The 12,366-nt window shown below is 71.5% G+C and carries 10 protein-coding genes; 6 read left to right on the top strand and 4 right to left on the bottom strand.

The features are described 5' to 3' along the window. The 3 genes from A5655_RS20420 to A5655_RS20410 form a co-directional block, all read left to right on the top strand. On the top strand, positions 1-3,730 hold a 3,730-nt coding region (locus tag A5655_RS20420), incomplete at its 5' end, for a helicase-related protein (RefSeq protein WP_067013129.1). A 3-nt stretch (positions 3,731-3,733) separates the two neighbouring features. Beyond that, the gene (nei2, locus tag A5655_RS20415) at positions 3,734-4,498 is read left to right on the top strand and encodes an endonuclease VIII Nei2 (protein WP_067013122.1); all 765 of its coding nucleotides are present in this window, start codon (positions 3,734-3,736) and stop codon (positions 4,496-4,498) included. Positions 4,499-4,556: 58 nt separating this feature from the next. Next, positions 4,557-4,877, top strand: a complete 321-nt coding sequence (locus tag A5655_RS20410; protein WP_067013126.1) for a DUF732 domain-containing protein — start codon at positions 4,557-4,559, stop codon at positions 4,875-4,877. A gap of 6 nt (positions 4,878-4,883) precedes the next feature. Here A5655_RS20410 and pstS read toward each other — a convergent pair whose 3' ends face one another. After that, positions 4,884-5,993, bottom strand: a complete 1,110-nt coding sequence (pstS, locus tag A5655_RS20405; protein ID WP_067013120.1) for a phosphate ABC transporter substrate-binding protein PstS — start codon at positions 5,991-5,993, stop codon at positions 4,884-4,886. Between the two features lie 44 nt (positions 5,994-6,037). After that, a complete protein-coding gene (locus A5655_RS20400; protein WP_369807237.1) occupies positions 6,038-6,895 on the bottom strand; it encodes a PHB depolymerase family esterase in 858 nt (285 codons plus the stop codon). 203 nt (positions 6,896-7,098) lie between these two features. On the opposite strand from A5655_RS20400, the gene A5655_RS20395 reads away from it, so the two are divergent. The 3 genes from A5655_RS20395 (at position 7,099) to A5655_RS20385 (ending at position 8,211) form a co-directional block, all read left to right on the top strand. Then, complete coding sequence (locus tag A5655_RS20395) at positions 7,099-7,452, top strand: DUF732 domain-containing protein (RefSeq protein ID WP_067013118.1); 354 nt, start codon at positions 7,099-7,101, stop codon at positions 7,450-7,452. A 153-nt stretch (positions 7,453-7,605) separates the two neighbouring features. Beyond that, a complete protein-coding gene (locus tag A5655_RS20390; protein ID WP_067013116.1) occupies positions 7,606-7,917 on the top strand; it encodes a DUF732 domain-containing protein in 312 nt (103 codons plus the stop codon). A gap of 81 nt (positions 7,918-7,998) precedes the next feature. After that, positions 7,999-8,211: a hypothetical protein gene (locus A5655_RS20385; RefSeq protein WP_067013114.1), complete on the top strand. Its 213-nt coding sequence runs from the start codon at positions 7,999-8,001 to the stop codon at positions 8,209-8,211. A 9-nt stretch (positions 8,212-8,220) separates the two neighbouring features. Here A5655_RS20385 and A5655_RS20380 read toward each other — a convergent pair whose 3' ends face one another. Together A5655_RS20380 and A5655_RS20375 are read right to left on the bottom strand one after the other, a co-directional pair. Further along, positions 8,221-11,127, bottom strand: coding sequence for an arylsulfatase (locus A5655_RS20380; RefSeq protein WP_156764957.1), 2,907 nt, complete (start codon positions 11,125-11,127; stop codon positions 8,221-8,223). A gap of 87 nt (positions 11,128-11,214) precedes the next feature. Continuing rightward, on the bottom strand, positions 11,215-12,351 hold the full coding sequence (locus A5655_RS20375) for a PPE family protein (protein WP_067013110.1): 1,137 nt from the start codon (positions 12,349-12,351) through the stop codon (positions 11,215-11,217). Between the last annotated feature and the right edge of the window lie 15 nt (positions 12,352-12,366).

Raw genomic sequence — 12,366 nt, 5'->3', positions numbered from 1 at the left:
CATCGTGTTCGCGAACTCGCGGCGGCTGGCCGAGCGGCTGACCTCCCGGCTCAACGAGATCCACGCCGAACGCGCCGGCATCTCGCTCGACGCCGACCTCAACCCCAAGGTGGCGGGCGGGGCCCCGGCGCACCTGATGGGCAGCGGCCAGAGTTTCGGCGCGCCGCCGCTGCTGGCGCGGGCCCACCACGGGTCGGTCAGCAAGGAGCAGCGCGCCCTGGTCGAGGAGGACCTGAAGCGCGGGCTGCTCAAGGCGGTGGTGGCGACGTCGAGCCTGGAGCTGGGCATCGACATGGGCGCCGTCGACCTGGTGATCCAGGTGGAGGCGCCGCCGTCGGTGGCCAGCGGCCTGCAGCGCATCGGGCGGGCCGGCCACCAGGTCGGCGAGGTCTCGCAGGGCGTGCTGTTCCCCAAGCACCGCACCGACCTGATCGGGTGCGCGGTGACCGTGCAGCGCATGCTCGGCGGCCAGATCGAGACGATGCGGGTGCCGGCCAACCCGCTGGACATCCTGGCGCAGCAGACGGTGGCGGCCGCCGCGCTGGAGCCGCTGGACGCTGACCGGTGGTTCGACACCGTGCGGCGCGCCGCCCCCTTCGCGACCCTGCCGCGCAGCGTGTTCGAGGCCACCCTGGACCTGCTGGCCGGCAAGTACCCGTCCACCGAGTTCGCCGAGCTGCGCCCGCGCCTGGTCTACGACCGCGACACCGGCACGCTGACCGCGCGGCCCGGCGCGCAGCGGCTGGCCGTCACGTCCGGCGGCGCCATCCCCGACCGCGGGCTGTTCACCGTGTACCTGGCTTCCGAGGCCGAAAAGCCGTCGCGGGTCGGCGAGCTGGACGAGGAGATGGTGTACGAGTCGCGTCCCGGCGACGTGATCTCGCTGGGGGCCACCAGCTGGCGGATCACCGAGATCACCCACGACCGGGTGCTGGTGATCCCCGCGCCGGGACAGCCGGCCCGGTTGCCGTTCTGGCGCGGCGACGACGTCGGCCGCCCCGCCGAGCTGGGCGCCGCGCTCGGCGCGTTCACCGGGGAGCTGGCCGGCCTCCCCCGCGACGCGTTCGACAAGCGTTGCGCCGCTTTGGGTTTCGATGCCTACGCGACCGACAACCTGTGGGGGCTGCTGGACGAGCAGCGGACCGCCGCCGGCGTGGTCCCCACCGACACCGCCCTCCTGGTGGAGCGGTTCCGCGACGAGCTGGGCGATTGGCGGGTGATCCTGCACTCGCCCTACGGGCTGCGGGTGCACGGGCCCCTGGCGCTGGCGGTGGGCCGGCGGCTGCGCGAGCGCTACGGCCTCGACGAGAAGCCGACCGCCTCCGACGACGGCATCGTGGTGCGCCTGCCCGACACGGAGTTTTCCGGCGGCGACGGTGCCCCGCCGGGAGCGGAGCTGTTCGTCTTCGACGCCGACGAGATCGACCCCGTCGTCACCGCCGAGGTGGGCGGCTCGGCGCTGTTCGCGTCGCGGTTCCGGGAGTGCGCGGCGCGCGCGCTGCTGCTGCCCCGCCGCCACCCCGGTAAGCGTTCGCCGCTCTGGCACCAGCGCCAGCGCGCCGCCCAGCTGCTGGACGTGGCGCGCAAATACCCCGACTTCCCGGTGGTGCTGGAAACCATCCGCGAATGCCTGCAGGACGTCTACGACGTTCCGGCGCTGACCGCGCTGATGGCCGGCATCGCCCAGCGCAAAGTGCGGGTGCTCGAGACCGAGACCACGCGGCCGTCGCCGTTCGCGGCGTCGCTGTTGTTCGGCTACGTCGGCGCGTTCATGTACGAGGGCGACACCCCGCTGGCCGAGCGCCGGGCCGCCGCGCTGTCCCTGGACAGCACCCTGCTGGCCGAGCTGCTGGGCCACGTGGAACTGCGCGAATTGCTCGACGTCGACGTCGTCGCCGCGACCGGCCGGCAGCTGCAGCACCTGTCGGCCGACCGGGCCGCCCGCGACGCCGAAGGGGTCGCGGACCTGTTGCGGCTGCTGGGCCCGCTGACCGAGGACGAGGTCGCGGCCCGGGCAGGCGGCGCCGACGTCGGCGGCTGGCTGGAGGGGCTGCGGGCCGCCCGCCGCGCGCTACCTGTGCCGTTCGCCGGCCGCAGCTGGTGGGTGGCCGTCGAGGACATCGGCCGGTTGCGCGACGGCGTCGGGGCGGCGGTCCCGCTGGGCGTCCCCGCCGCGTTCACCGAGGCGGTGGCCGACCCGCTGGGCGAGCTGCTGGGCCGCTATGCGCGCACGCACACCCCGTTCACCACGGCCGAGGCCGCCGGCAGGTTCGGCCTGGGTTTGCGCGTCACGGCCGACGTGCTGGGCCGGCTGGCCGCCGACGGCAAGCTGGTGCGCGGCGAGTTCGTCGCCGCCGACCTGGTCGCGGGCGCCGGCGGCGAGCAGTGGTGCGACGCCGACGTGCTGCGCATCCTGCGCCGGCGTTCGCTCGCGGCGCTGCGCGCGCAGGTGGAGCCGGTGAGCACGGCCGCCTACGGGCGGTTCCTGCCGGCGTGGCACCACGTGTCGTCGCCGCAGTCCGGCATCGACGGCCTGATGTCCGCGATCGACCAGCTGGCCGGCGTGCGGATGCCGGCCTCGGCGATCGAACCGCTCGTCCTGGCCCCGCGGGTGCGCGACTACTCCCCCGCGATGCTCGACGAACTGCTCGCCTCCGGCGAGGTCACCTGGTCGGGCGCCGGGTCGATCTCGGCCGGCGACGGCTGGATCGCGCTGCACGCGAGCGATTCCGCGCCGCTGACCCTGCCCGGGCCCGCCGAGCTCGACTTCACCGACGCCCACCGCGCGATCCTGGACACGCTGGCCGGTGGCGGCGCGTACTTCTTCCGCCAGCTGGCCCAGGGCCCGATCCCCGAGGCGGAATTGAAAACCGCGCTGTGGGAACTGATCTGGGCCGGCTGGGTCACCGGCGACACGTTCGCCCCGCTGCGCGCCCTGCTGGCCGGCACCGGGGCCCGCAAGCGCTCGGCCCCCGCGCACCGCACCCGCCGCGCGCCGCGGCTGAGCCGCTACAGCGTCGCGCACGCCCAGCACCGCAGCGCCGACCCGGCCGTGGCCGGGAGGTGGTCGGCCCTGCCGGCCCCCGAGCCGGATTCCACGCTGCGGGCCCACTACCAGGCCGAGCTGCTGCTGAACCGGCACGGCGTGCTGACCAGGGGCGCGGTGGCGGCCGAGGGCGTGCCGGGCGGATTCGCCACCCTCTACAAGGTGCTGAGCACGTTCGAGGAGGCCGGCAGGTGCCAGCGCGGCTATTTCGTGGAGTCGCTGGGCGGCGCGCAATTCGCGGTCGCATCCACCGTCGACCGGCTGCGCAGCTTCACCGACGACGTCGACCAGGAACGGCCGGAGTACCGGGCGGTGGCGCTGGCCGCCGCCGATCCCGCCAACCCCTACGGCGCCGCCCTGCCCTGGCCCCCCTCGGGGGCCGAAGGCGCGCGCCCCGGCCGCAAGGCCGGCGCGCTGGTGGTGCTGGTGGACGGCGGGCTGGCCTGGTTCCTGGAGCGCGGCGGGCGATCGCTGCTGACGTTCACCGACGACCCCGCGACCGACCACGCCGCGGCGGCGGCGCTGGCCGACCTGGTCGCCGCCCGCCGCGTCGGGTCGATCCTCGTCGAACGCATCGACGGCACGCCGGCGCTGCAACCCCGCGCCGGGGGGCCGAACCCCGTCGCCGAGGCGCTGGCCGAGGCCGGGTTCGCCCGCACCCCACGCGGAATGCGGCTGCGATAACCCATGCCCGAGGGCGACACCGTCTGGCACACCGCGACCATGCTGCGCGAGCAGCTGGCCGGGCACACCCTGACGCGCTGCGACGTCCGGGTGCCGCGGTTCGCCACGGTCGACCTGACCGGGCAGGCGATCGACGAGGTGCTCAGCCGCGGCAAGCACCTGTTCATCCGGGTCGGGCGGGCCAGCATTCACTCGCACCTGAAGATGGACGGCAGCTGGCGGGTGGGCAGGCGGCCGGTCCGGGTGGATCACCGGGCCCGGATCATTCTGGAAGCCAACGGGATTCGGGCGGTCGGCATCGACCTGGGCGTGCTGGAGATCCTGGATCGGGATACCGACGCCGACGTGGTCGCGCACCTGGGGCCCGACCTGCTCGGCCCGGACTGGGACCCCGCCCGCGCCGCCGCCAACCTGGCGGCGCGCCCCGACCGGCCGATCGGCGAGGCGCTGCTGGACCAGCGGGTGCTGGCCGGCATCGGCAACGTCTATTGCAACGAGCTGTGTTTCGTCAGCGGCCGCCTGCCCACCGCGCCGGTCGGCGCGGTCACCGACTTGCACCGGCTCGTCTCCCGCGCCCGAGACATGCTGTGGGCCAATCGCTTCCGCTGGGACCGCTGCACCACCGGCGACACCCGGGCCGGCCGGCAACTGTGGGTCTACGGACGGGCCGGGCAACCCTGCCGCCGCTGCGGCACCCGCATCCGCTACGACGACGTCGGTGATCGCGTCAGGTATTGGTGCCCGTCCTGCCAGGTCGGCATGCAATGATCTCAGTGCAAAAGCGGCCCGGATGGCCCTGATCACGACGCGGCGGGAGGTCCCAGCGATGACGGCCACCCGAACGCGCCTATCGGCCGGCCTCGTCCTGGCGCTGCTCAGCCTCGCGGTGGCGGTCTCCCCGGCCGCGCGCGGCGACGCCGTCGACAACCTGTTCGTGACGGCCGTGAAGAACAAGGGCATCGAATTCGCCTCCCCGCAGGCCGCGATCGTCGCCGGCCACGAGGTCTGCGACGAACTCGATCTCGGCAAGCAGAAGTCCGACATCGCCTCCGAGGTGATGACGAACAGCAACCTGGACGGCTATCGCGCCGGGTTCTTCATCGGCGCCAGCGTCGCCGCGTACTGCCCCAGGTATCGCGCCAGCTGAGACCGCTCACGCGAGGGCGTCGACCGAGGCCGACAGCCGCGACTTGAACTCCTGCGGGATGGGGATGTACCCGTTGTCCGCGAGGCCGTCCTGGCCGGCGCCGATGGTGCTGCGCAGGAACGCCTTTACCGCCGTGCCGACCTGCGGGTCGGGGTATTTCGAGCACACGATCTCATACGTCGCCAGCACGATCGGGTACGCGTCGGGCTGGTTGGGCCGGTAGAACGAGATGGTGTCGAGGGCGAGGTCGTTGCCCTTGCCGATGAACCAGGCCGACGAGATCGTCTTGCCGACGGACTCCGCGCTGATCGCCACCGGGTCCGGACCGGCCGACGTGAGGACCCTGGCCGTGTTCAGGTGTTGCGCCTGGGCGAACGACCATTCGATGTAGCTGATCGACCCTTCGGTGCCCTTGACGGCGGCGGCGGCGCCGTCGTTGCCCTTGGCCCCCTCGCCGACACCGCCGTTGAACGTCTTGCCGGCGCCCTTGCCCCACGCGCCGTTGGAGGCGCTGTCGAGGTACCGCTGAAAGTTGTCGGTGGTGCCGGACTCGTCGTTGCGGAACACGACGCGGATCGGCTCGGCCGGCAGGGTGACGCCGGGGTTGATCGCCGCGATCGCGGGATCGTTCCAGCCGGTGATGCCGCCGTTGAAGATCCGGGCCGCGGTCGCGCCGTCGAGGTTCAGCGAGGTCACACCGGTGACGTTGTAGCCGATGGCGATCGGGCCGAACACCACCGGCAGGTTCCACGCGGGCGAGCCGCAGCGCTGCTGCGCGCGGGCGTACTCGTCCTTGCTCAGCGGCGAGTCCGAGCCGGCGAAATCCGTTTGGTTGCCGTTGAATTCGCCGATCCCGGCGCCGGAGCCGTTGGCCGTGTAATTGAGGGACTGGCCTCCGCAGGCCTGTTCGAAGGCCTTGACGAAGCGGGTCATCGCGTTCGCCTGGGCGGTGGAGCCGCTGGCCCGCAGGGTCGCCTTGCCGCCGCACGCCACCTTCGCCGACGGGGCCGTGCCGCCGCTCGCGCCACCGGCATGGTTGTCACTGCCGCAGGCCGACAACGCCGCCGCGCCGGCGGTCAGGACGGCCAGGGTCGCGCCAAATCGATTGAGTTTCAATGGGATGCCCTCGTCACGGCCATGAGGCATAGTAACCGCTTCCGTTAGTTCCGGCCGTGCGCGAGGAAGAACTGGGCGATGACCTCCGAGGCGTCCAGGGCGCGCGAGGTGCGCCCGATGACCGCCTGGGGCAGGTATTGCTTGCCGCCCGGCCAGGTGTGGCCGCCGTTGTCGACGCGGTAGAAGATCACCTCGGTGGACGCCGCGCACGCCCCGGAATCGAAGCGGTGCACCACGGTGCCGTCGCCCACGCCGGGCAGCACCTGCGCCGCCGGATCGCCTTGGCACCCATCGGCCGAGCGCCAGATGTCCACCATGCTGGTCGCCGACACGGCATGGCTGACCCCGCCCCGACCGCGCACGTCGCCGCCGTTGAACGGCACGAGCGGGTCGGCGGTGCCGTGGGCCGCCAGCACGGACACCGGGCGCGACGGGTGGCACGCCACGCCCGCGCCCAGCGTGCCGGCCACCGGCGCGATGGCGGCGAAGACGTCGGCGCGGTCACAACCGAGCCGGTTGGACATGAAGCCCCCGTTGGACATGCCGGTGGCGAAGACGTGCCCGGGCGCGATGTTGTAGTCGCTTTGCAGCTTGCCCGCCAGCGCGACCAGGAACCCGACGTCGTCGACGTGGTGGCGGTCCGCCGGGGACGCGCCCCGCCCGTCGGCCCAGCTCTTGTCGTAACCGTCGGGGTAGGCCACCAGCAGGTTGTTGGCGTCGGCGACGGCGTCGAAGTCGGTCAGGCCCTGCTGGCCGGTCCCGCTGCCGCCCCCGCCGTGCAGGCTGAGCACCAGCGCGACGGGATCGCCGGGCGGCACGTGCAACGTGTAGGTGCGGTCCATGCCGCCGGAACGCAAGGTGCCGGACAGACCCCGGGCGCTGGCCGCCGACACGTGGCGCACGTCACAGCCCACCACGCTCAGCGCGCACACCGCCAGCAGGACGAGCGAGAACCAGCGCGGGTGCGCCGCGCGCGAACCATTGTTGCGTTGTTCGCAATATCCGCGATGATTAGATGACGGCGAGCTGTAACCTGCTTGCAACGTTGGCGGCCGAACCTTCAGTCGTCAATCCACGGAACTTCAGAACCTTGGGGGTATTAGAAATGACGAGTACCGGTACCCGCAAGCCTGGCCGGCTGCTCTCGCTGTTGGCTGCCGGGTTCATACCGGCGGTCGCGCTGCTCGGCCCGGTGACGGCGGCCGCGCCGGCTCGCGCCGACGGCACCGACGACGCGTTCATCACCGCGCTGCACAACCACGGCATCGAGCACGAATCGCCCAAATCCGCGATCGCGGCGGGCCATTTGGTGTGCCATCAGCTCGATATGGGTAAGACTCAGGAACAGATCGCGACCGACGTGATGAACAGCAGCGGCATCGACGGCGACGACGCCGGATACTTTGTGGCCCTGGCCGAACGCGCGTACTGCCCGCAATATGCGGACGTGCCGTCGTAAAGGGTGCGAACAGCGGAGTAATTCGCGAAATCCGGCGGGGCGAACGCCTTTCGTGTCGCCCTGATTTGAATTCGTCGATCGCCGCATTGTGCAAAGCTGTGATGTGCGAAATTCCCCGACTCGGGCAATGGCGCTGACGAGGGAGGAGGCGAAATGACGACCACCCGGATCGCCCAGCTGGTCGTGCTGGCCGCGCTCGCCCCCGTGGCGGCGACGGCCGCGATCGCCCGCGCCGACGCCAGCGACGACGCGTTCCTGGCGGCGCTGAGCGCGAAGGGCATCCATTTCGGTTCGCCGGACAAAGCGTTGATCGCGGGCCACGAGGTCTGCGACGAGCTGGACACCGGCAGGACGGTGAACCAGGTCGCGTCCACCGTGATGAGCAACAGCAGCCTGGACGGCTACCACGCCGGCTACTTCGTCGGGGCGAGCATCCGGGCCTACTGCCCCAAGTACGCGTCTTAACGCAATCGAAACGCCGCGCTAGCAAGTACGCGACTTTTCCCCGCCTACCCTTCAGATACCAACTACCGCGGAGACCATCGATTGGTATCGAAAATCCTTGTCAGCGCCGCCCTTGCCGTCGGCGCCGCAGTGGCGATAGCGGCACCGGCCGGCGCTGACCCCAGCGTGTTCAACGATCTGTCCTGCAGCTGCCCGCAGACGGTCTCGAACGGCGGGTCCTCCGTCGCCGACCAGATCAACCGGGGCATCCAGTCCGGCCTCGCCGGCGGGAACGTCGCCCGCGCGCAGCAGTAAGCCCCGGCCTCAGCCCGCGGCGCCCCGCCCGACGGCCTGCACGGCCGCGTGCTCGTGCAGCGCCTGTTCGGCTTCGGGGTGAACGGGTTTGAGGTCGAACACGACCTCCTTGACGGTGCCGGTGAACGCGTACGGCGCCCTGTCCTCGTAGTCGCGGTCCACGACCAGGCCGTTGTCGCGCCCGATGTCCATTCCCGCGTAGGACGTGAAGGCCAGCGGCACCGTGTTGGCCATCGAGCCCTCACCGATGAGCCGGTCGCCGGCCCACAGCGTCACCCGGCCGCCCGAACCGGGCACGGGTTGGTCGGATTCGAAGAGCATGCGCACCGTCACGTCGCCGGTGGGGATCGGCTCGGTGGACACCTGCCTGTAGGTGTCCACGCCGAGGAACGAATACGTGTGGCGCAGCCGGCCGCCCTCGTCGACCCAGAGCGCGAACCCGCCGATGAAGTCGGCGTCGGCGACGATCACGCCCTGCGCGCCGCCCTCGGGAACAACCAGCCGCGCCTCGATGGCGTACGAGCGGCCGAAGATCCGGGGCACCATGCCGCGCTGGATGTTCTGCACGTCGCCCTTGAAGGTGAACCGGGTGGTGGTCGGCAGCGGCGGCAGGCTGCCGAACATCACCGCGAGCCCACCCAGCAGCGGCAGCACCCGGTTTCGTTCGGCCTCCCGCCACCACAGCCGCGTGAGTTCGGCGACCTTGTCGGGATGCTCGGCGGCGACGTTGCGCGCCTGGGAGAAGTCGTCGGGCAGGTAGTACAGCTCCCAGACGTCGCTGTCCGGGTCGTAGGTTCCGGGCGCGAAGCGCGCCAGCGTCTCCGGCGAGAGGTCCCACGGCGCCTTGTCCAGCCGCGTGCAGGCCCACCACCCGTCCTGGTAAATGGCCCGGCTGCCGAACATTTCGAAGTACTGCACCGTGTGGCGCTCTTCGGCCGCCGCGTCGTCGAAGGTGTGCGCGAAGCTGGTCCCGTCCATCACCTCCTGGTCGAAGCCGTCGACGCTGACCGGCTGCGGTAAACCGATGGCCTCCAACACCGTTGGGGCGATGTCGATGCAGTGGGTGAACTGGCCGCGAATCGCGGCGTCGGGCTTGATCCGGCTCGGCCAGGCGACCACCATCGGGTCGCGCGTGCCGCCCAGGTGGCTGGCCATCTGCTTGCCCCACTGAAACGGGGTGTTGTTGGCGTGCGCCCAGGCGCTCGCGAAATGCGGTGCGGTGAACTCGTTTCCGAGCGCCTCGATGCCGCCGTACTGCTCGATGAGCTCCAGTTGACGGTCGGCGTCGAGCAGCACCCCGTTCAGGAACGTCATCTCGTTGAACGAGCCGGTGACGGTGCCCTCCATGCTGGCGCCGTTGTCGCCCCAGATGTAGAAGACGAGCGTGTTGTCGGATTCGCCGAGGTCCTCGATCGCGTCGAGCAGCCGGCCGACGTTCCAGTCCGCGTTCTCCGAGAACCCGGCGAACACCTCCATCTGGCGGGCGTAGAGCTTCTTCTGGTTGGCCGACAGCCCGTCCCACGCCGGGAACAGGTCGGGCCGATCGGTGAGCTCGGCGTCGGGCGGGATGACGCCGAGCTGCTTTTGGCGTTCGAATGTCTTGCGCCGGTACGCGTCCCAGCCCTCGTCGAACTGGCCGCGGTATCTGTCGGCCCATTCTTTGAATACGTGGTGCGGTGCGTGGGTGGCGCCCGTCGAGTAATACATCAGCCACGGCTTCTCGGCGTCCTGCGCCCGCACGGCGTGCAGCCACTCGACGGCCTTGTCGGTGAGGTCGTCGGGGAAGTAGTAGGGCCGGCCGTCCTTGCCCTGCGGCACGCCGACGACGGAGTTGTCCTGGGTGATGATCGGGTCGTACTGGCCGGCGGCGCCGGACAGAAAGCCCCAGAAATGGTCGAAGCCCCAACCCACCGGCCAGTTGTCGAACGGGCCCGCCGCGCCCTGGACGTTGTCCGGGGTCAGGTGCCATTTGCCGAAACCGCCCGTCACGTAACCGTTGTCGCGCAGGATGCGGGGCAGCGCGGCGCAGCTGCGCGGCCGGACCGAGGAATAGCCCGGGAACGGGCCGGGGAACTCGGTGACCGACCCGAATCCCACTCGGTGGTGGTTGCGCCCGGTGAGCAGCGCCGCCCGGGTGGGCGAGCAGACCGCGGTGACGTGAAAGCGGTTGTAGGTCAACCCGTTCTGCGCCACCCGGCTCAGCGTCGGGGTCCGGATGGCGCCGCCGAAGGTGTCCGGGCCGCCGAACCCGGCGTCGTCGATGAGCACGATCAGCACGTTCGGCGCGCCGTCTGGCGCCTTGGCCCCCGGCACGATCGTCCAGTCGCCGACCGAGTCCGCCATGGTGCGGCCGATGGTGCCGCCGAAGCCGCGTTGCGGCAACGGCAGCCGGGTGCGGTCCGGGTTGAACTTCCCCATCGCCTCTTCCAGCGCCGCACTCAGGCTTCGCAGCGTCGAACGACTCAGCTCCGCAACCGATTTCATCGGCGAGCCGGCGCACGCCTGCTCCACGCCCAGACGGCCCTCCGCCGGCGTCACGGCGATGATCAGGCCGCTGCCCGCGGCCAGCGCCTGCCCGATCTTGTCGGCCAGCCCGGTTTTGATCCGGTGGTCGGCGAACGTGCCCGCCAGCGCGCCCGCCGCCGCACCCACGGCGGCCGCGGCCAGCAACGCCGGCGAGAACAGGCCGACCGCCAGGCCCGCGCCGGCACCCCACGCGGCGCCCCGGCGGCCCAGCCGGTTGCCGGTGTCGAGCAGGACGGCGTTGCCGTCGGTGTCCTTGCCGACGAGCACCGCGCCCCGCAGCGCGATGTCCTTGGCTTTGGTTCGCTCGGTCAGGGTTTCGAAGTCCCGGCGAGCCGCGTCGAGATCCTGATAACCGGCGACAATGACCAGCGCTTGATCTTCGCTCATGATGTCGGAGATTACGTCCCGCGCGCCGCGCGCGGGACGTAACGCCGTTCACGTGTTCGGGCCTTCGTCCGGGATCCTCGCCGGCCCTATTCAGCCCGCCGAGGGCGGGCGGGTCATGAAGGTGCCCTTGATCTCCAGCCCGTATTCGATGTCGTCGTAGTCGCGCCCGGCGCGCTTGCTCTTGTCGCGCGGCGCGACCGGCGGCATCATCGGCGGCGGCATGAAGGGGAACCCGGATTCGTCGACGGCGAGCGGGGACACCGCCGCGGCGAGCTGCACCGCCGGTTTCGACGCGGACAACAGCCCCACCATGGCGGGCGGGGCGGTCAGTTTGCCGAGCGAAACCCCGACGCCCACCGCCGCCGTCGGCGCCGTTCCGGCCGCCCGGACCGCGTCGGCGAGGCCCGCCTCGACGCCTCCCAGCGCGGCCTCGCCCTCCGACAGCCCCAGGCCCACGTCGCCGCCCACGCTCTGCAGCGACTGGGCCGCGTTCAGCTGCGCCAGGTAGCTGAGCAGGTTGATGGGGATTCCGCCCGCGATGAACTGGTCCGCGTACGTGTTGGCCAGGCCGAACCAGCCCTGTTGGGGGTTGAAGCCGAAGGGGGTGCTGAGGAGGTTCGTCAGGAAGTCCCCGAGGGGCGTCGACGCCGCCGGAGTGGCGGCCGCGGCGGACGTGGCGGTGGCTTGCGCGGCCGCCGCCGTCGGGCTGACGATCGCGGGCGGCGACGAGAACTGCGGCAGCCGGGTGGCCTGCGCCGAGGTCGCGGCGTAGCGATACATCGCCGCCGAGTTGTTCACCCACATGCCCTCGTACTGGGCGTCGGTCTCGGCGATCGCCGCGAAGTTCGTCCCGAGCCAGTTGGTGGCGATCAGCTGCGCCAGCCGGGTCCGGTTGGCCGCGACCTGGACCGGGAAAACCACTGTGCGGCGGGTCAATTCGAATGCCGCCGCCACCGCCTGCAGCGAGGAGCCGACCCGCTCGCACTGCTGCGCGGTGGTGGCCAGCCACGTGAGGAACGGTGCGACGGCCTGGGCCATCGCCGCCTCGGACGGGCCGCCCCAGGCCTCGCCCAGCGTCGAGAGCACCGAGCCGTAGCCGGGCAGGGATTCCTCCAGCTCGATGCCCAGCTGCTCCCACGCGGCGGACGCCTCGATCAACGACTCCGCACCGGGGCCGGAGTGGATCAGCGCCGCGCTAATTTCTGGGGGCAGCGTCCCGAAGTCCATGACATCTCACCCCGG

The organism is Mycobacterium sp. 1081908.1, from assembly GCF_001673535.1.
Lineage (GTDB): Bacteria > Actinomycetota > Actinomycetes > Mycobacteriales > Mycobacteriaceae > Mycobacterium.
Note: the sequence above shows the minus strand (reverse complement) of the source record. Positions and strands in the feature narration are given on the sequence as shown.